Origin of the sequence: Pseudomonas mercuritolerans, assembly GCF_025706525.1 — a bacterium.
GTDB lineage: Bacteria > Pseudomonadota > Gammaproteobacteria > Pseudomonadales > Pseudomonadaceae > Aquipseudomonas > Aquipseudomonas mercuritolerans.
The window spans coordinates 286,405-303,978 of record NZ_JAMSHA010000003.1 but is presented as its reverse complement, the minus strand read 5'-3'; the positions used below and the strand labels follow the sequence as shown (position 1 = coordinate 303,978).

17 protein-coding genes are annotated in these 17,574 nt (G+C 58.3%); 10 read left to right on the top strand and 7 right to left on the bottom strand.

Annotated elements, in window-relative coordinates:
- Window positions 1-12: 12 nt before the first annotated feature.
- A complete protein-coding gene (gene cynS, locus ND528_RS09835) occupies window positions 13-480 on the bottom strand; it encodes a cyanase (RefSeq protein WP_263470216.1) in 468 nt (155 codons plus the stop codon).
- A 122-nt stretch (window positions 481-602) separates the two neighbouring features.
- Here cynS and cynR point away from each other — a divergent pair, with 122 nt between their 5' ends.
- Window positions 603-1,490 (top strand): transcriptional regulator CynR, encoded by an 888-nt coding sequence (cynR, locus tag ND528_RS09830; RefSeq protein WP_263470215.1) that lies wholly within the window; start codon window positions 603-605, stop codon window positions 1,488-1,490.
- A gap of 253 nt (window positions 1,491-1,743) precedes the next feature.
- On the opposite strand, the gene ND528_RS09825 is transcribed toward cynR, so the two are convergent.
- Window positions 1,744-2,073 carry a hypothetical protein gene (locus ND528_RS09825; protein WP_041480831.1) on the bottom strand — a complete coding sequence of 110 codons (330 nt, stop codon included), beginning with the start codon at window positions 2,071-2,073 and terminating at the stop codon, window positions 1,744-1,746.
- 542 nt (window positions 2,074-2,615) lie between these two features.
- Window positions 2,616-4,559, bottom strand: coding sequence for a DNA topoisomerase III (locus tag ND528_RS09820; RefSeq protein ID WP_263470214.1), 1,944 nt, complete (start codon window positions 4,557-4,559; stop codon window positions 2,616-2,618).
- A 193-nt stretch (window positions 4,560-4,752) separates the two neighbouring features.
- Here ND528_RS09820 and ND528_RS09815 point away from each other — a divergent pair, with 193 nt between their 5' ends.
- On the top strand, window positions 4,753-5,115 hold the full coding sequence (locus tag ND528_RS09815) for a DUF427 domain-containing protein (RefSeq protein ID WP_130910035.1): 363 nt from the start codon (window positions 4,753-4,755) through the stop codon (window positions 5,113-5,115).
- Window positions 5,116-5,168: 53 nt separating this feature from the next.
- Here the strand turns inward: ND528_RS09815 and ND528_RS09810 are convergent, their stop codons facing one another.
- Together ND528_RS09810 and ND528_RS09805 are read right to left on the bottom strand one after the other, a co-directional pair.
- Window positions 5,169-6,791: an MFS transporter gene (locus ND528_RS09810; protein WP_263470213.1), complete on the bottom strand. Its 1,623-nt coding sequence runs from the start codon at window positions 6,789-6,791 to the stop codon at window positions 5,169-5,171.
- Window positions 6,792-6,926: 135 nt separating this feature from the next.
- A complete protein-coding gene (locus tag ND528_RS09805) occupies window positions 6,927-8,588 on the bottom strand; it encodes a GMC family oxidoreductase (RefSeq protein WP_137214914.1) in 1,662 nt (553 codons plus the stop codon).
- A gap of 133 nt (window positions 8,589-8,721) precedes the next feature.
- Here ND528_RS09805 and ND528_RS09800 point away from each other — a divergent pair, with 133 nt between their 5' ends.
- The 8 genes from ND528_RS09800 (at window position 8,722) to ND528_RS09765 (ending at window position 15,703) form a co-directional block, all read left to right on the top strand.
- Window positions 8,722-9,606, top strand: coding sequence for a LysR family transcriptional regulator (locus ND528_RS09800; protein WP_122703935.1), 885 nt, complete (start codon window positions 8,722-8,724; stop codon window positions 9,604-9,606).
- Between the two features lie 197 nt (window positions 9,607-9,803).
- Window positions 9,804-10,151, top strand: coding sequence for a metalloregulator ArsR/SmtB family transcription factor (locus ND528_RS09795; protein WP_130910159.1), 348 nt, complete (start codon window positions 9,804-9,806; stop codon window positions 10,149-10,151).
- Window positions 10,152-10,178: 27 nt separating this feature from the next.
- A complete protein-coding gene (locus tag ND528_RS09790; RefSeq protein ID WP_137214915.1) occupies window positions 10,179-10,649 on the top strand; it encodes an arsenate reductase ArsC in 471 nt (156 codons plus the stop codon).
- Window positions 10,650-10,658: 9 nt separating this feature from the next.
- Window positions 10,659-11,357, top strand: coding sequence for an arsenical resistance protein ArsH (gene arsH / locus ND528_RS09785; RefSeq protein WP_263470212.1), 699 nt, complete (start codon window positions 10,659-10,661; stop codon window positions 11,355-11,357).
- A gap of 20 nt (window positions 11,358-11,377) precedes the next feature.
- Window positions 11,378-12,205 carry a hypothetical protein gene (locus ND528_RS09780; protein ID WP_263470211.1) on the top strand — a complete coding sequence of 276 codons (828 nt, stop codon included), beginning with the start codon at window positions 11,378-11,380 and terminating at the stop codon, window positions 12,203-12,205.
- A 248-nt stretch (window positions 12,206-12,453) separates the two neighbouring features.
- A complete protein-coding gene (locus ND528_RS09775; protein WP_130910157.1) occupies window positions 12,454-13,107 on the top strand; it encodes a hypothetical protein in 654 nt (217 codons plus the stop codon).
- 401 nt (window positions 13,108-13,508) lie between these two features.
- Window positions 13,509-15,050 carry a DUF2235 domain-containing protein gene (locus ND528_RS09770; protein WP_263470210.1) on the top strand — a complete coding sequence of 514 codons (1,542 nt, stop codon included), beginning with the start codon at window positions 13,509-13,511 and terminating at the stop codon, window positions 15,048-15,050.
- Window positions 15,050-15,703: a DUF2931 family protein gene (locus ND528_RS09765; RefSeq protein ID WP_263470209.1), complete on the top strand. Its 654-nt coding sequence runs from the start codon at window positions 15,050-15,052 to the stop codon at window positions 15,701-15,703. The genes ND528_RS09770 and ND528_RS09765 overlap by 1 nt, the downstream gene beginning before the upstream one ends.
- Window positions 15,704-15,810: 107 nt before the next feature.
- Here the strand turns inward: ND528_RS09765 and ND528_RS09760 are convergent, their stop codons facing one another.
- Together ND528_RS09760 and ND528_RS09755 are read right to left on the bottom strand one after the other, a co-directional pair.
- Complete coding sequence (locus ND528_RS09760) at window positions 15,811-16,914, bottom strand: DNA alkylation repair protein (RefSeq protein WP_263470208.1); 1,104 nt, start codon at window positions 16,912-16,914, stop codon at window positions 15,811-15,813.
- A gap of 2 nt (window positions 16,915-16,916) precedes the next feature.
- Window positions 16,917-17,522, bottom strand: a complete 606-nt coding sequence (locus ND528_RS09755; RefSeq protein ID WP_212616555.1) for a glutathione S-transferase — start codon at window positions 17,520-17,522, stop codon at window positions 16,917-16,919.
- Window positions 17,523-17,574 lie beyond the last annotated feature (52 nt).

The window sequence follows — 17,574 nt, the reverse complement described above, 5'->3', positions numbered from 1 at the left end:
GGGCCGGGCGCATCAGAACGGGCGCAGCGGCAGGAACTTGCCGTCGAGGGTCACCACGGCGCGGGAGCCGCCTTCAGGGTCTTCGACTTTCTTGATGTCCAGTTTGAAGTTGATCGCACTGATGATGCCGTCACCGAACTGCTCGTGAACCAGCGCCTTCAGCGTGGTGCCGTAGATCTGGATCATTTCGTAAAAACGGTAGATGGTCGGATCGGTCGGCACGCCGCTGAGGCTGCCGCGCAAAGGAATGATCTGCAGAGCGGCGACGTCATCGGCGCTCAGATCAAGCTTGTCGCCGACCACTTGAGCAGCATTTTCCGGCAACGGATGCTGGCCGAGCAGGGCGGCGGTGACATAAGCCAGGCTGAGGCCGGTGCCGTCAGAGAGATCCTGCCACGACAGATCTTTTTTCGCCTTGGCGTCGAGAACGCGGGTAGTCAGGGCCAGGCTGTTGTCGTTGTAGGCGTGGGACTGTTGCATGGTGTCACTCCTTTCAGGGGTTGGCTTGCTGTGTGTGGAAGCAATGTTGCGCCGGTCGATTCATAGCGTCCAAGACCGATATACAATGCTTCGCATAAGCCCTGCCTATAGATGGTGTCCTCATGCTGTTGCGACATTTGCGTTATTTGCTCGCCGTTGCCGATCACGGCGGGTTCACCCGGGCGGCCGAAGCGCTGCATGTATCGCAGCCGACGTTGTCGCAGCAGATCCGGCAACTGGAAGAAACCCTCGGCGTCAGCCTGTTCGATCGCACCTCACGCACGGTGAAGCCGACGGATGCAGGCGCGGCTTACATTGAATGCGCACGGCGCGTGCTGGTGGAGCTGGAAGCCGGGCAGCGCGCCTTGCACGACGTGAAGGACTTGTCCCGCGGCACCCTGCGTCTGGCGATGACGCCGACGTTCATGGCGTATCTGGTCGGGCCACTGGTGCGCGACTACGGGGCACGGTTTCCCGGTATTCATCTGGAGATCTTCGAGTTGTCGATGGACGACATCGAGGCCGGGCTGGCGGATGACTCGCTGGATGTCGCGATCGCGTTTACCCCGGTGCGCAATGCCGATATCGAATGCATACCGGCGTTTACCGAGACGCTGGGGATCATGGTCGGGCCTGGGCATCCGCTCTATGACAGCCCTTCGGTATTGACGCCGCCGGAATTGGCTTCACTGCATTTCGCCTTGCTGGCGCCGGGCTTCATTACGCGGTTATTGGTGGATGAGTATTTCCGCGAGCACGGGATTACGCCGCAGGTGCGGATTGAAGTGAATTCGGTGAGTACGTTGCTGGAAGTGGTGCGGCATGCGCCGCTGGCGACCATGCTGCCCGAGGCGATTGCCAGCGAAGACCGCGCATTGCGCCGCTTGCGTGTTGAAGGGGAGGCGCCGCAGCGTGGCGCGGCGTTGTTGCGGCGCAGGAATAATTATCACAGTGCGGCGGCGTTGGCGTTTGTGGAGCTGGTGCTCGGCATGAAAAGCCCCTCACCCTAACCCTCTCCCAGCGGGAGAGGGGACTGACCGAGGTGTTTGGTCAAGTTACTCCGACCTGAACGAGCTTCGTTGACTCATAATCGCCACGGTCATTCAGGTCTACGGTTGAGCTGAGGCAACTAGGTCGGCTCCCTCTCCCTCGGGAGAGGGCTGGGGTGAGGGGCGACGGGGGCACTCACGCCGCATAACTCAAAAGAACAACAAAGGGCCTGCTCCCAATCGGAAGCAGGCCCTTAGTCAAATAATCTACAACTCAATACAACCGATCAATCACCCGAACTTCGTTCTGATTCTGCATCGAATCCCACGCCTGTTTCAGCGTCTGCAGCACACTTCCAATGAAGTCCTTGTCGGCCGCAGCCTTCTTGCCGACATAACCGTGGCCGCGGCGGTACATCTTCAGGCGGGCCAGCAGGTTCTGGTGGTTGCGGTCGAATTCCTCTTCGCCAGCGTGGGGCGACAGGCAGTCGATGTGCACCTGGCCCGACTTGCTGATCCAGAGAATATGGCTGTCGTGGCTGTCTTTCTGCGCCGCGAACATACGAGCCAGTTCTTCGATAGTGGGTTGATTGTTCAGATTCATTGTTATGCCCCTTGACCAGTCTGGTGATCTTTCAAAGTTGATTCGCTAATACAGGTAGCCCATCGGTTAGTTGATCCCTGGCACCGAAACCAGGACGTCAGCGCTCGCCCGTATGAAGTACGGGGTCATGCATCTGTTGCATGTAGTCGTGTTGAATAACTGCTACGCAATAGCGTCACAACGAGGAGAAGCAGCGAAAACCGGGAGGCTCCTTGACGACAATCCAGTGTCGGCCACAAGCGTCTTGAGAATTTTCGCCAGCGCTTCTCGTCCTTGTACTGGACGTTCAGGCCAGGTCAGCTTCTTCAATCTGCCTTGTGGGCAGCGTGTATCCGGAAAAAACAACTCGGCGGTCAGACGAGTTTGCTCAAGCGTGTTACCAGTGCTCCCGATCGGGGAACGTCTTCATCATGCAAAAGCAAAACGATGCCGTCAACGGTTTTGTAGTGATTATTTTCAAGCACTACATATTGTCGGACAAAGCTGTTTTGGAATGAGAAAAGATCCGTTTCAGCAACGTAGAGAAGGGAACCTCGAGGAATTCAGCGAGTCGCCGGACGCGCCGTGCGATTGCGCTTAACGGCGGTTTTGCTGGCCGTCGACTTGCGCTTTTTCTTCCACGGCGCTGCGGCTTTGCCGGCTGGCGGCGGGCCGCTGATGGTCAGGCCGAGAGCTGAGCAGCGGCTGACCTGCTTGCTCATCCACGCAGCCTGTTTGGTGACGAATTCTTCCAGACTCATCTCGCCGCTTTGCACCATGTCCAGCGCCTGTTCCCAGATCGCCGTAGTGCCAGGATCGGCGATCGCGCGCGGCACTGCATCGATCAGGCTGAACGCCGCAGGTGTCGCCGCCAATGCCTTGCCGTTCTTGACCAGATAACCACGATCAAGCAAACCCTGAATGATCGACGCACGGGTGGCTTCGGTGCCGATGCCGGTGGTGTCCTTGAGTTTCTGTTTGAGCAGCGGATCCTCGACCAGTTTGGCGACGTTCTTCATCGCCTTGATCAGATCGCCTTCGGTGTAGGGTTTTGGTGGCTGCGTCCACAGATCCTTGAGATTCACCTTCGCCACAGCGCATTCGACGCCCTGGCTCAGGGCCGGCAAGGTTTGCGGTGCTGGTGCTTCGCGGCCCTTGGCCGGTGCCAGTGCTTCGGGCAATGCGCGCTTCCAGCCTGGTTCGATGATCTGCTTGCCCACCGCGCGCAACGCCTGCCCGTTGCAATCGAAATCGGCCTGGGTGCGATCGTATTCGTGATTGGGCAGGAACTGCGCCAGGTAGCGCGCGCGAATCAGCGTGTACACCGCGCGATGCTTGCCGGTCAGGCGTTCGAGGTTCTTCGCGGCGATGGTGGGAATGATGCCGTGGTGAGCGCTGACCTTGGCGTCATTCCAGGCCCGCGAGCGCCGTTGCGGTTCGAGATAACCCTGCAAGGCTTCAAGGCTCGGATCGGCCTGGCGCAACGCTGTCAGGATCGATGGCGCCTCACTGTGTTGGCTCAACGGCAGAAAGCCGCAGTCACTGCGCGGATAGGTGATGATTTTGTAGGTTTCATACAGGGCTTGAGCGATGTCGAGGGTTTCCTGCGCGCCGAGGCCAAGCTTTTTCGAGCAGACTTCCTGCAAGGTGCCGAGATCGAAGGGCAGCGGCGCAACTTCGCGCATGCGCTCGGTTTTCAGCTTGATCACCCGTGCGCTGTCTGCACTGCTGATCGCCGCTGCCGCTTGCTGCGCCAACGCCTGATTCAGGCAGCGATCCTGATCATCACAAGCGTCTGATGGTGCGCGCCATTGCGCGGTAAACGCCGTGCCGTTGTGCAGCAAATCCACGTCGATTGCCCAGAACGGTACGGGGACGAAATCGGCGATGCTGCGGTCGCGGTCGACCACCAGTCGCAGGGTGGGCGTCTGCACTCGGCCCACAGGCAGCACGCCCTGATAACCCGACTGCCGGCCCAGCAAGGTGAACAGTCGACTCATGTTCATGCCGATCAGCCAGTCCGCGCGTGAACGGCCCAGTGCCGAGTGATACAGGCTGAATGTTTCGGCTCCCGGTTTCAGCGCGGCCAAGGCCTTGCGAATCGATGCCTCGTCCAGCGCCGACAGCCACAAACGGCGGATCGGCCCGCGATAGCGGCAGTGCTCGACCAGTTCCCGAGCGATCATCTCGCCCTCGCGGTCGGCGTCGGTGGCGATGATCAGTTCGCTGGCCTCGCCAAGCAGACGCTTCACCGCTTTGTACTGGCTGGCGGTGCGCGGCTTGACGGTCATTTTCCACTTGTCCGGAATGATCGGCAGATCCGCCAGTACCCAGCGTTTGTAGCGCGCATCGTAGGCGTCCGGCGGCGCAGTTTCGAGCAAATGGCCGATGCACCAGGTCACTGTGACGTCCGTCCCTAGCCAGCAGCCGTCGCCGCGACGCCTGGCGCCGAGCACGGCCGCAATGTCTTTGGCCTGGGAAGGTTTTTCACAGAGGTACAGCCGCATAGCTACCATCGCCGGATTTGTTGGTGGAGGCGGCACAGGATGGCTGGAGTTCGCGGCGCGAGCAACTTTTATCTGTATGGATATACAGATAAAAGGTTGCCAGAGATTTTCGCCGTTCGGCTGCAATCCCAGCCAGACCCGAGCCCATCAGCTATACCTGAAGCGGTCTCTTCGCTGTGCTCAGGAGAACCTCATGAAAAGCCCCAGTCCCGTGATCAGCCTGGAACAACTTGCCGGCTGCCTGCTGGTGAAGTTCCACGGCATCCAGGTCGCCGCGTCCTCTCACGCGATGATCCTCAACGAAGCCAACTATCCGCCGGTGTACTACATCCCGCGCGAAGACATCGACGAAAAATACTTCGCCCGCACCGACCACACCAGCTATTGCCCGTACAAGGGCGACGCCAACTATTTCAGCCTGCAAGTGCCCGGACATGAGGGTGCCAACGCGGTGTGGACGTACGAAAACCCGAAGGTCTCCGTCGCACCGATCCGCGACTACGTGGCGTTTTATCCGGACCAGGTGAAATTCGAAGTGATCAAGGCGCACGCCTGAAGCAAAAAAATGGCGAGAGAATCGCTTCCCTCGCCATTGTGTCAGCGGGTTTTTCAGTTCCTTTCGAGATCGATATTCTTCGTCTCACGCAGACAGATCATCCCCACCACCAGGCTCACCCCGGTGATCAGCACCGGATACCACAGCCCGTAGAAAATATCTCCGGTGTACACCACCAGCGCAAACGACACGGTGGGCAGGAATCCGCCAAACCAGCCGTTGCCGATGTGATAGGGCAGCGACATCGAGGTGTAGCGAATGCGGGTCGGGAACAGTTCCACCATCAGCGCCGCCAGCGGCCCGTAGCACATGGCCGAGATGATGATCAGCGCGACGATCAGGGCGACGATCATCGGTTTGTTGATCTGCTGCATATCGGCTTGTTGCGGGTAGCCGGCGAGGGTAATCGCGCCGCGCAGTGCCGCCTCATCGAAGCCATCCAGCTTCACGTCGCCGACACTCACTTGCACGGCGCTGCCCGCAGGCGCTGCGACGCTGGAGTAGGGCAGGCCTTGTTTGACCAGGAAGGTTTTGACCTTGTCGCACGGACTGTCGAATTTGGCCTTGCCCACCGGATCGAACTGGAAGGTGCACGTGGCCGGATCGGCGAGCACGGTGATCGGTGCCTGACGGCTGGCCTGATCGATCGCCGGGTTGGCGTAATGGGCCAAGGATTTGAAGATCGGGAAGTACAGCGCGGTCGCCAGCAGCAGGCCGAGCATCAGCACCGGTTTACGCCCGACCTTGTCCGACAGCCAGCCGAAAAAGATGAAGAACGGCGCGCCGATCACCACGCTGATGATCAGCAGACTGTTGGCCACCGCCGGGTCCATTTTCAGGAACTGGGTGAGGAAGAACAGCACGTAGAACTGCGCGGCGTAGAAGGTCACCGCTTGCCCGGCATTGATGCTGAACAGCGCGATCAGCACGACTTTGAGGTTTTCCCATTTGCCGAAGGATTCGCGGATCGGCGCCTTCGAGGTTTTGCCTTCTTCCTTCATTTTCAGGTAGGCCGGCGACTCGTGCAGGCTCAGGCGAATCCAGGTGGAGATGCCCAGCAGCACGATCGACAGCAGGAACGGAATGCGCCAGCCCCAGACTTCAAACTGGTCGCCGGTGAAGTAGCGGCAGCCGAGCACCACCAGCAGCGACAACAGCAGGCCGAGGGTCGCGGTGGATTGAATCCAGCTGGTGTGGAAGCCGCGTTTGCCGATAGGCGCATGTTCGGCCACGTAGGTCGCCGCACCACCGTATTCGCCACCGAGCGCCAGGCCCTGAAGCATGCGCAGCACCACCAGAATGATCGGCGCGGCGATGCCGATGCTGGCGTAGGTCGGCAGCAGGCCGACGCAGAACGTCGCCACGCCCATCAGAATGATCGTCGCCAGGAACGTGTACTTGCGCCCGATCATGTCGCCCAAACGGCCGAACACCAGCGCGCCGAATGGCCGCACGATGAAGCCGGCGGCGAATGCCATCAGGGCGAAGATGAACGCCGTGGTGTCGTTGACCCCGGCGAAAAACTGCTTGCTGATCACCGCGGCGAGAGCGCCGTAGAGGAAGAAGTCATACCACTCGAACACTGTCCCGAGTGATGAGGCGAAGATGACTTTCTGCGTTGCGTTGCTGGTCTCGGCGCTGCCCGCAGCGTCCAGCGGCTGAACGTGTTCTGACATATCGGTATCCCTCACAGTGATTGTTTTTGTTGTTCCACTGGTGTTGCGTGTCCGGTAATGCGCGATGCCTGAGTCTGGTGATGATGATTCCTGTGGGAGCGAGCCTGCTCGCGAAAGCTTTTTGCCAGTCAACTCCTAGGCTGAGTGAGCTACCGCATTCGCGAGCAGGCTCGCTCCCACATTTGTACTGTGTACAGGTCCAGCCAGTATCAGTCGTGCCGCCTTCTCGGCAATCATCAGCGTAGGCGAACAGGTATTGCCCGAGGTGATTTTCGGCATGATCGACGCATCGGCAACGCGCAACCCCGGCACGCCGTGCACGCGCAGCTGCGCATCGACCACCGCGTCACCGTCGTTGCCCATGCGGCAGGTGCCGACCGGATGGAAAATCGTCGTGCCGATCTTCGCCGCCGCTTCATGCAATTGTTCTTCGCTTTGCAGGCTGTCGCCGGGCAGGTATTCCACCGGTTTGAACGCTTGCAGGGCAGGGGCGCTGACGATGCGCCGGGTCAGGCGAATTGCATCGGCGGCGACGCGCAGATCTTCTGGATGGCTGAGGTAATTGGGCTGGATCAGCGGCGCCGCTTGCGGATCGGCGGAGCGGATCTCGATGCGCCCACGGCTCTGCGGGCGCAAGTCGCACACCGAGGCGGTGAACGCCGGGAAGCTGTGCAACGGCTCGCCAAAGCGCTCCAGCGACAGCGGTTGCACGTGATATTGCAGGTTCGCCGAGGTTTGCTCGGGACCGGAGCGGGCAAAGGCGCCCAACTGACTCGGCGCCATCGACAGCGGCCCGCTGCGGTCGTACAGATAACGCAGGCCCATGCCCATTTTGCCCCACACGCTGCCCGCGATCTGGTTCAGCGTGCGGGCGTTTTCCAGTTTGTAGATCAGGCGCAGTTGCAGGTGATCCTGCAGGTTGCCGCCAACCCCCGGCAGCTCATGAATCACGCCTATCCCTAAGCGTCCGAGCAGCGGCCGCGGACCGATCCCGGAGCGCTGCAGAATGCTCGGCGAGCCGACCGAGCCGGCGCACAGGACAATCTCCTTGCGCGCCTTGAACTGTCTGGTCTGGCCTTCATGCTGCGCGCTGACTTTCGCCGCGCGGCCGTTCTCCAGCAAGACGCGATCAACCTCGACGCCGGTCAGCACGGTCAGGTTCGCCCGGCTGCGCAGCGGTTTCAAAAAGGCCTTGGCCGCGTTCCAGCGCACCCCGGCTTTCTGGTTGACCTGAAAGTAACCGCAGCCTTCATTGTCGCCCTGGTTGAAGTCATTGATGCTGGCAATGCCGGTTTGCTCGGCGGCGCTGCGAAAGGCATCCAGAATCGGCCACGACAGGCGCTGCTGCTCGACCCGCCATTCACCCTGATCGCCATGAAATTCAGCGCCGCCGGCAAAGTGGTTTTCGCTCTGTTTGAACAGCGGCAGCACGTCTTTCCAGGCCCAGCCCGGATTGCCCGCCGCCGCCCAGCCGTCATAGTCGCCGGCCTGGCCGCGCATGTAGATCATGCCGTTGATCGACGAACAGCCGCCCAGCACCTTGCCCCGCGGATAACTCAGCGCGCGGCCATTGAGGCCGGGTTGTTGTTCGGTTTTGAAGCACCAGTCGGTGCGCGGGTTACCGATGCAGAACAGGTAACCCACAGGAATATGAATCCAGGCGTAGTTGTCGCGTCCGCCGGCTTCGAGCAGCAACACCCGTTGCTGTGGATCCGCTGAGAGCCGGTTGGCCAGCAAGCAACCGGCGGGGCCGGCGCCGACCACGATGTAGTCGAATTCATCCAGGGACGTCTGCATGCCCTGACCTCGCTTTTTGTTTTTATTGTCGGACACTCTAGTTGTTAGCTTTCGTTAAAAGAATGTTAGTTTTTGCGCAGCCGCTGTGCGTTTTCAAACAGCCCGAAGTGACGATAGCTGACAAGGACCTGCCATGTTCGACTGGAACGACCTGCGCTTTTTTCTCGAGCTGCAACGCAGCGGCCGCCTGCTCACCGCCGCGCGCCGGCTCAATACAACCCACGCGACAGTGGCGCGGCATATTGAATCGATCGAAAAAAGTCTCGGCACTGCGCTGTTCGTCCAGCACGCCCAGGGCTATGAAATGACCCCGGCGGGGGAGGCACTGCTCAAGCACGCCGAAGCGATGGAAAACGTCGCGTTGCTGGCGCAGGAAGAAATTACCCAGTCCACCGCGCCGCTGGGCAAGATCCGCGTCGGCGTTACCGAAGGCCTCGGCATCAAGTTCCTCGCCAGCCGCATGATCGGTCTGTTCGAGCGCTACCCCGGGCTGGAAGTGGAACTGGTCGCCGTGCCGCGCTTCGTCAGCATCCTCAATCGCGAAGCGGAAATCAGCATCCACCTCGAACGCCCATCCGCCGACATGCTGGTCACGCGCAAACTCACCGACTATCGACTCGCGCTGTACGCCAGCCAAACCTACCTCGACAAAGCGCCGCCGCTGCACAGCCGCGAAGACCTCGGCCGACATGCCTGGATCGGTTATGTCGACGATCTGCTGTTCAGTCAGGAACTGATGTTCCTCAACAGCTTCTGTCGCAGCCCGCGTGTGGTGTTTCACAGCACCAGCGTCATCGCCCAGCAGGAAGCCGCTCGATCAGGATTGGGCATCGCTGTGCTGCCGTGTTACATGGCCGCGTCCGACCCGAATCTGGTGGCGCTGTTGCCGGATGAAAGCATCGAGCGCAGCTACTGGATCAGCACACGGCGGGAGCTGCACAAATCGGTGCGGCTGCGGGTGGTCTGGGATTATGTGGTGGGGTTGTGTGAGGCAGAGCAGGGTCTATTGCGCGGCTAACCTGATGCATTCCGTCCCCCCTGTGGGAGCGAGCCTGCTCGCGAAGGCAATCTTTCAGCAACATCGATGCTGACTGACACACCCCTTTCGCGAGCAGGCTCGCTCCCACAGGGGTATTCATCCTGGCTGCTTTCGCGGGTTGATAAATATATGGATATCCGTATATTCGTTTTCCCGCATATGGCGAGCCGATCACCGTGATCACCCCCACCGAAGTCTTCAAAAGCCTCGCCGACGAAACCCGCGTCCGCGCCATCTTGCTCATCGCTGGGCAAGGTGAGCTCTGCGTCTGCGAGCTGATGTGTGCGCTCGATGACGGCCAGCCGAAAATCAGCCGCCACCTCGCGCAACTGCGCAGTAATGGTTTACTGCTCGACCGCCGTCAGGGCCAGTGGGTGTATTACCGGCTGAACCCGGAGCTGCCGGCATGGATCGGCGAAATCCTCCAGGTGACCGCGAAGGCCAATACCGATTGGCTCAAGGACAACGCCGCGCGCCTGCAAAACATGGATGGCCGTCCCGTGCGTGAACGCGCCTGCTGCTGAATCTTCCACTTTCTACGGAGCGCCCAGATGCGAGTACTGTTCATGTGCACGGCCAACAGCTGCCGCAGCATTCTTTCCGAAGGCATGTTCAATCACCTGGCTCCCGCTGGTTTCCAAGCGGTGAGTGCTGGCAGTTTTCCCATAGGCCAGGTGTTGCCGCGCAGCCTGTCGACGTTGCAAAAGCACGGCCTCGCCATCGACGGGTTGCACAGCAAAGGCAACGATGCCTTCGCAAACAACCCGCCGGATATCGTTATCACTGTCTGCGATAAAGCCGCCGGGGAAGCCTGCCCGGTGTATTTCGGCCCGGAACTGAAAGCGCACTGGGGGCTGGAAGATCCGTCCGAAGTGCACGGCGACGAAGCGGCAATCGACGCGGCATTCCAAGCCACTTTGATGCGCATCGGTGAACGCTGCCAAGCCTTCCTCGATCTGCCGTTTCACTCGCTCAGTCGCGAGCAACTGAAAGCCGAACTCGATCGCATCGGCACGCTGTAAGGAGGCTAAATGACAAATCATTTGCCCAACCTCGACGCAAGTCTGATCGACGCTGTTAAGCCATCGAATGTCGGCGAACACAAACCGCGCATCCTTCTCCTCTACGGCTCGACCCGCGAGCGCTCCTTCAGCCGCTTGCTGGTCGAGGAGGCCGCACGCCTGCTTGAACACTTCGGCGCCGAAATGCGCATCTTCAATCCGTCCGGCCTGCCACTGCCCGATGACGTTCCCGTCGACCATCCCAAGGTCCAGGAACTGCGCGATCTGGTGCTGTGGTCGGAAGGCCAGGTCTGGTGCTCGCCAGAACGCCACGGCGCCATGTCCGCCGTGTTCAAGGCGCAGATCGACTGGATCCCGCTGGAACTCGGCGCTGTGCGCCCGACCCAAGGCAAAACCCTGGCGGTGATGCAAGTCTGCGGCGGCTCGCAGTCGTTCAACGTGGTCAACCAACTACGCGTCCTCGGCCGCTGGATGCGCATGTTCACCATCCCCAACCAATCCTCGGTGCCGAAGGCCTATATGGAGTTCGACGAGGCCGGGCGGATGAAACCCTCGCCGTTTTACGATCGGGTGGTGGATGTGATCGAGGAGTTGGTGAAGTTCACCGTGCTGCTGCGGGGGCAGCAGGCGCATCTGGTCGATCGTTATTCCGAGCGCAAGGAGAGTGCTGAACAGTTGATGGCGCGGGTTAACCAGCGTTCGATTTGAGTGGCGCTTTTGCAGCATGAATGAGCCGGCTGCAAATGCTGGCCGATTCACCTAGGATACCGGTGCATCACCATGTGACGGGTAAACTCAAGGAAGTGTTGGTCATGAAATTCAAGGAATGGGCGGAATTGACGGCGCTGTACAAACGCAGCCGCAAACAGCCGAACAAGTTGCTGTTTACATGGAAAAATGCTCGCCGTTTATGGCCAATGTGGACGGCCGCCGCTTCAACGCTGCCCCTTGTTGTTTTGTCGGCCTTCGGTATCAAGTACCCGATCCTCGTCCCGATCTCCTATGCCTTGCTTGCGGTGTGGGCAGGCGGATTGTTCTTCACTCGACTTCACGCTATTCGCACGGTTTATCCCACGCAGTTCGCGGAACATGCCATCGACCAGCAACCCTGGGGCGAACAAGAGAACATTCTTTGTTATGCGTTCTTTTTGCAGATTGTGAAGGAGGAAGGCTACACGTCCGCCAAACTGCGGGAGCTGTCGGCGTATTCAGACCTGACCGTCGCGCCAGTCAAACCTGCCCTATCACAAAATCTGGGCTTCGTTTCCCTCTTCGGACTGATGATCGGGCTGTCCACTGAGCTGATCAAAGCGACGAAGTTCTTTTTGGGTCCAAAGGGCGCGCTCGTCCTCATGCCCGTTGCGGGGGCATTGTTCATCTACTGGCTGGTCTGGGACGGCATTCAAAGCACGCCCTATCAAAGACTGCGGATAAAACGCTATGTTGATCTGGCCGCCTATGATCTGGAGGAACGGGTTCAGGATGTTCGAGAATTAAATCCCGTGGAGTCTTCGCCGGTTTTGTCGATGAGCAAGCAAACGGAGCCAACAGCATGAGCGGAGACAAAAAAAAGGCTCGGCCTCCTGCTTTCTACCGCGCTGAGCACAACGCCTCAAATGATTCATCAACATAGCGAACAATAATCGCAACCTTCGCTCTCGTCGGGGTAGGCATTCTTCCAGGTGACATACATATATACCGCACACGATAGCTTCACTTTGTCGAACATCGCTCTATGAACGTTTGATCACAGAGCCGCACTCTCATTTCAGATAACTGAGTCGGCAATTTTCGGAGCGATACAATGACAAACTTGCACAACAACACTTCTGACAGCATCGAAACATTAGAGCTGGATGTCATGGCAGCCTGCATTAATTTCCATCCATCCCCAGCCGAAGAAACCGTAGTTAGTCTGCAAGGCAAGGGTGGTGGTCATTATCTGATTCATCTCTTGGCAGGGGCAACAATTCACATCAAGACATCGGTCTTTCAAAATGAGACGGGAAGGAAGCGTAAATCGAACTGGGAGTTCGATGCGACTGCACTGGGCAGCATCGAAGTAAAGCTGGAAGAAAACAAGCTGAAAATTGGCACGTGCACGGTACATCTGCCTGATTCCGAAAGTCCGGATGAAGCTGTCGGTCAAGTGCGTGTCATCACTGAGAAAGGCGTGGTCAATGCTGTGGATCTGGCCTTCCAGACCATTTATTTCGATGGCGTCGATGGACGGTTTTTTGAAGCGCCCGATGATGCAGCCAATACGTTGGCTGCCGCACTGGTTAAATTTACCTTTTTGGACGTCGACGTTCGACACATCGGTTTGGACGGAAGGAATGAAGCGGTCAAATATAGCTTCAAGGACCGTACTTGGTTGGTGGGGGACGAGGTTGTTGATTACACGCAACTTAGAGTTTCTGATCGTTGCCACCATCAAGTGACTGAAGTATCCGTTTGACATCCGACGGTCAGCAGCTCAATCAGTAAAGTCGCGGTTGAGGATGCACGATAAGCATTCAGCTGAAGTCGTGCCTGGCGTGGATTCCATGTCAGGTACTTACTCATCGAAACACCTGAGGCTGAAAGCCTTCGGGGCACTAAGTTTCACCGTTACGTTTTTTTAAACAGCGGCCGTTGGAATTTGATATTCAATGCCATTTCCAAACCCTACAACGCCTTGCGCCGTCAACCAAGCACTGGATAACGTCGAAATCGCCAGCTAACCCGCACCCCGGCGAGGGGAAGCCCTCGTCGAACCCCGTCCGCCCACCCTAGCTGGCACGCGGCCACAGCTTGCGTCTCCCAGTCTCGGCTGTCACCCTTCGGGCCGTTCTCAAGGATCAGAACCAGGAATCACGGATGAGTGGCTACGTACCCAACCCCCCGAAAAATTATCGTTACGAAGAAGCCAAACCCGTCGACATACACGCCCAGCATTGGGCCGAGTATGAGAAACACGGGAAAGAACCCGCGCGCGAACCTGAGAAGATCGGGATTGCGTTGAGGATCGGGGTTTTCTTTGATGGCACGGGCAACAATGCGAACAACTCTGCTGCGGGGTTGTTGTGTGGTGCACAGCATCCAATTGCGCCTGAGGATATTCCCGTCAGTTGCCAGCCTTATATGGGTGATCCGGATAGTAGTTATGGTAGCGATGTCAGCAATGTGAAGAAGCTGAGCGAACTGTATGGAGCAACACGACTCGCTGAGGGAGAAGGGCCACGAAAGAGAGCTTTCGGTATGGTCTACGTCGAAGGTATAGGTACCCGTTCAGGTAAAGAAGACAGTAAATTCGGCGCCGGTACAGGACGTGGTGAAACCGGCGTTGCAGGGCGAGTCCAGTCCTGTTTCGCGGTGATCGAACAGCGTATCACTGAAGTATTGGACAAAAATCCCGGTAGTGAAATTGCTTCGTTGACTTTCGACACGTTTGGCTTTAGTCGCGGTGCCGCAGCCGCCAGACATTTCGCCAACGAGATAGTGCGTGGCAAACAAGGGCCTTTAGGCGACATTCTCCGCAGTATGTCCGATGCCCTCAGTTCGACCTTTGTTGATCAGTATCACAGCGACATCAACGTGGGCTTCATTGGGCTGTTCGACACGGTACCGTCGATTGCTGGATGGTCCAATCTGGGCAACATAAAAAGCGCAGTCGCAACGGGGGTCAAACTCTATCTCGACCGACGTTATTTCACCGACGTTGTGCAGTTGGCTGCGCGGGATGAGTGCAGGGCTAACTTTGCTCTCAATCGAGTAGCGATGGATCATCCGGAAATCGTCTTGCCGGGTGTGCATTCCGATGTGGGTGGAGGTTACCTTGAGGACGCTGAAGAGTGTGTTCTCGTTAGCCCAATGCAGACGCTAGAGGTCGGTACGTATACTGACGTCGCTACCACATCGATCTACCAGGATGCGATCAATGTGAGAAATCAGTGGCTAGCCAAGGGTTGGCCGCTCGAAAATCTCGACATCGTTACGCCACCGCCATTACTGCTACCGGTCAGCCCTCAGGATCGACTTAGTCCTCGAGTCAAGCGAGTCTATGCGGCCGTCCAACTCAAGCGTCCGGTGAGTGGATTACTGTCGAGAGTGAGCCTGCACGTGATGCATCAACTCGCCAGAGCCAAAGGCGTTCTCTTCGAAGACATTCCCGAGACGCCAGACTTCGCCGTTCCTGAAGAACTCAAGCCCATGTGTGTTCGTTTTGTCTCCGGCGACTACAGCACCACGCCAGAGGAGGAGCAAAGACTCAAACTCAAGTACATTCACACGTCCGCCAACTGGAACCATCCGCTTGGCAGGAGAGATGGGAGTGGCATCAGAGCTGTTTACATCAACGCCCCCACGAAAGATGCAATCCGAGTAAAGCACCCACACGTACCTGACTGGACGCTTTGGTAATGAAGTTATTTACAGCACTGCTGTGTACGCTTTTTGTGGCTGGTTGTAATGCCGACCCGCTGTCAGCAAAAAACGACCCTAAATCCCCTTGGTGGGAACTCGGGTTTACCGAACCCAACTACATGAAGGTCTGGGTTGAAGACACTGCTGTGGAAGATATAAAGGGAAAAACATTTTTGCGTAACGGTGGTGGATCGGCATCGGGCGGGCAACCTGAAGACGGCACCGAATCGGCGCGTGGTTGGGACGGAGTGGGCGCGTCCGCAAAAGCCGTGGTCGGCGCTGATCTCCCAAAAAGAATTTTTGTTCGCTGGCAGTCCATCGTAGAGCCTCAAACTTATCGGGCTTGGGTAGATATACCCGAAGAAGCCAGGCAAATGATGCGGACTTCGGTCGCGCAGCGCTGCGCGAAAACACCAGAGCGGCGGAGTACCTATATTTCATCGGTCTATCTGGGCCTGGCGCCTGGCGGCGTTGTGCAGGTTTGGGTCAGAGACGAGTGCCACCATCCGATCAAGGTCGCCAGAGCACAGGCAGAGATCGAGCCTTTAGGACCGAGTCAGGGTAAGAACCAAGGACGCTACGCCTATCCCGTCAGCGAAAAGTCCAAGCGCTATATCGAGAAATTCGGCATTCCGTACGGAAGTTGGTAAGCGCTGAAGCCGTGCTTCGTCCACTGTGCCGCCGTGCGCAATGTCGAAGCACGGCCGCCAGTGCACTGATCCGCTACCCTCCGTTCGGTGAATAAACAACTCACGCCTCAAATCAAAACCTCAAACGCCGCACTACCCAACACCTCCCCATTAACCATCACCTGCACCCCATGCCGCCCAGCGAAATGCTTGCGCGTCGTAAAATCCTTGATGACTTGATTCCGTCGCACTACCTCAGTCCCGAACCCCGCTAATCCCAAAGTCTTCAACTTGAAAACCTTCCCCGAAACCCCGCCATTCGCCTTCACATAGTCAATCGCATAATCAATCACCAACCGCTGCTCATGCCCCACCGTGGACTTCACCACAAACGACAAAGTAATCGCTTCCCCCAACCTCACCACCGCAGGCTCAACCCGCACATCCAACAATTCAACCTCAGCCTTCGCCCCTGCGCCAATCACCGTCAGCGCGCGCACGTCGCCCTGTTTGATCAAACTGCGCAGCGCATGCTTGGCAATCCAGGCCGTGTGCTTGTTGTTCAGCGACCAACCTTCAACCGTGTCCAACACCCACCCCGGATGCACTTTCGTCACATCATTCAAATGATTCGCCACGGACTTGCGCACGTACAAGCTCTCGTCCGCCTTCAACCGATCCAATATCCCGGCGGCCAATTGCGGATTGGCTTGTACCGCTTCCAGGCGAAACGACCAGGGCAGGCGAGGGCGGCTGCCTTCGCTGGCGAGGCGACGCACGTGATGGTTTTCGTCTCGGGTCCAGTCGTGCATCTTTTCCAGTGAGCGTTCGAGGTCGCTGCGCAGAAAGTGGCGGATGGCGAATTCGGAGGAGCCGAAGGTGGTGAAGTACTTCAAGGCGTCCATGGAGGTGTCGAAGGCGTGACCGCCATAGCTCGCGACGTAATGTGGGAGGCACATGCTGACGAAGCCGCTGTTCAGGCGCGGCGCGAGTTCGCGCAAGACGTCGAGCGTATCTTCGTACTTCAGCGGCAGCACGGCGTGCAGGCTCTCGGCGACGCGGGCCATGCGTTGCATCACCGACATCTCGGTCAGTCCATGGTTGGCGTGCGCAAGAAAAGCCTTGGCTTTGAACGCCGGGTACACCGCGCTCATTTCGTCTGCAATGTGCTGCAAGCGCTCGGCATTGAAGATTTCCTTTAACGCCGGGGCGGCGCTGTCGTTGGAGCTCATGATCAGTTCATCGGTGTGCTGATGAACGCATCGGTACTTTCTGCGTAGGCGGTGTATTCGGCAATTCGCGGATAGCGTGTGGCGTCGATCTGATCGGGCACGACGAGGTCGGTGAAGCTCCAGGCAACCGCCAGGCTGATGCCATCCTGGGCGAGCGAGCCGTCGACGGGGAATTGGCGATGCTCCAGTTCCTTTTCAAGCGCTGTAAACGCGGCGGCGAGTTGGCCTTCAACGCGTTCAACCCAAGGTTGATATTGAATCTCCGCCGGGCGCAGGTTGCGTTCGTAATACAGCTGCACGGCTTTTTCGCAGGCGGCGAGGCTGAGGCCGATCAGGCGCAGGGTTTGAGCGCGTTGTTTGAGATCGCTTGGCAGCAGGCTTTTGCCGGAGCTGGCTTCGAGATAATCGAGGATGAGGGTCGAGTCCATCAGGACCACGCCGTCGTCGAGGATCAATGTGGGCGCCTTGACCACCGGGTTGATCTGCTGAAATTGCTCGAAATGGCGGAACACCGAGACCGACTCGTGTTCGAGGTCGATCCCCAGGCATTTGGCGGAGATCGCTACGCGGCGCACGTAGGGAGAGTCGAGCATGCCGATCAGTTTCATGACGCGTTCCTTCAAGTCGAACCGGTGGGAACGCATAACCTAGCCGAGCGAG

What these genes read in the sequence shown, in the direction of transcription:
- cynS (WP_263470216.1), bottom strand. Translation starts at nt 480, where the DNA reads ATGCAACAGTCCCACGCCTACAACGACAACAGCCTGGCCCTGACTACC.
- cynR (WP_263470215.1), top strand. Translation starts at nt 603, where the DNA reads ATGCTGTTGCGACATTTGCGTTATTTGCTCGCCGTTGCCGATCACGGC.
- ND528_RS09825 (WP_041480831.1), bottom strand. Translation starts at nt 2,073, where the DNA reads ATGAATCTGAACAATCAACCCACTATCGAAGAACTGGCTCGTATGTTC.
- ND528_RS09820 (WP_263470214.1), bottom strand. Translation starts at nt 4,559, where the DNA reads ATGCGGCTGTACCTCTGTGAAAAACCTTCCCAGGCCAAAGACATTGCG.
- ND528_RS09815 (WP_130910035.1), top strand. Translation starts at nt 4,753, where the DNA reads ATGAAAAGCCCCAGTCCCGTGATCAGCCTGGAACAACTTGCCGGCTGC.
- ND528_RS09810 (WP_263470213.1), bottom strand. Translation starts at nt 6,791, where the DNA reads ATGTCAGAACACGTTCAGCCGCTGGACGCTGCGGGCAGCGCCGAGACC.
- ND528_RS09805 (WP_137214914.1), bottom strand. Translation starts at nt 8,588, where the DNA reads ATGCAGACGTCCCTGGATGAATTCGACTACATCGTGGTCGGCGCCGGC.
- ND528_RS09800 (WP_122703935.1), top strand. Translation starts at nt 8,722, where the DNA reads ATGTTCGACTGGAACGACCTGCGCTTTTTTCTCGAGCTGCAACGCAGC.
- ND528_RS09790 (WP_137214915.1), top strand. Translation starts at nt 10,179, where the DNA reads ATGCGAGTACTGTTCATGTGCACGGCCAACAGCTGCCGCAGCATTCTT.
- arsH (WP_263470212.1), top strand. Translation starts at nt 10,659, where the DNA reads ATGACAAATCATTTGCCCAACCTCGACGCAAGTCTGATCGACGCTGTT.
- ND528_RS09780 (WP_263470211.1), top strand. Translation starts at nt 11,378, where the DNA reads ATGAGCCGGCTGCAAATGCTGGCCGATTCACCTAGGATACCGGTGCAT.
- ND528_RS09775 (WP_130910157.1), top strand. Translation starts at nt 12,454, where the DNA reads ATGACAAACTTGCACAACAACACTTCTGACAGCATCGAAACATTAGAG.
- ND528_RS09770 (WP_263470210.1), top strand. Translation starts at nt 13,509, where the DNA reads ATGAGTGGCTACGTACCCAACCCCCCGAAAAATTATCGTTACGAAGAA.
- ND528_RS09765 (WP_263470209.1), top strand. Translation starts at nt 15,050, where the DNA reads ATGAAGTTATTTACAGCACTGCTGTGTACGCTTTTTGTGGCTGGTTGT.
- ND528_RS09760 (WP_263470208.1), bottom strand. Translation starts at nt 16,914, where the DNA reads ATGAGCTCCAACGACAGCGCCGCCCCGGCGTTAAAGGAAATCTTCAAT.
- ND528_RS09755 (WP_212616555.1), bottom strand. Translation starts at nt 17,522, where the DNA reads ATGAAACTGATCGGCATGCTCGACTCTCCCTACGTGCGCCGCGTAGCG.